Raw genomic sequence first — 328 nt, 5'->3', positions numbered from 1 at the left:
GATCGGGCCGCGGTTCTGCCAGTCGCGGGCGAACTCCTCGCGGGCGTAGCGCATGTGCCGCGCCTCCTCCACGACGTGGATGCGCGAGGTGGCCCGCACCAGGGGCTCGACCGAGTCGTCCTTGACGACCTCGCGTTGGAGGCGGTCGAGGATCTCCTCGACGAAGAGCGCCCCGGCGAAGATCAGGGGGCCGTGCGCGAACGTGCGGCACAGGCGGCCCAGGTGGAAGGCGAGCGGGTCGAGCTTGTGGGTGTGCCAGCCGAGCTTCTGCACGGCCTTGGCGAACATGACCGTGTGCCGGCACTCGTCGGCGATCTCGGTGTAGGCG

The 328-nt window shown here is 70.4% G+C and carries 1 protein-coding gene; it reads right to left on the bottom strand.

Going from position 1 to position 328, the window contains the following annotated elements; translation table 11 throughout:
* The coding region (locus IDM40_RS27825; RefSeq protein ID WP_193125042.1) for a diiron oxygenase at nucleotides 1-328 on the bottom strand (328 nt) is incomplete at both ends.

This window comes from Nocardiopsis coralli (assembly GCF_014892575.1).
In the GTDB taxonomy this organism is placed as follows: domain Bacteria; phylum Actinomycetota; class Actinomycetes; order Streptosporangiales; family Streptosporangiaceae; genus Nocardiopsis; species Nocardiopsis coralli.
This window is presented reverse-complemented; position numbering and strand designations above follow the sequence as displayed.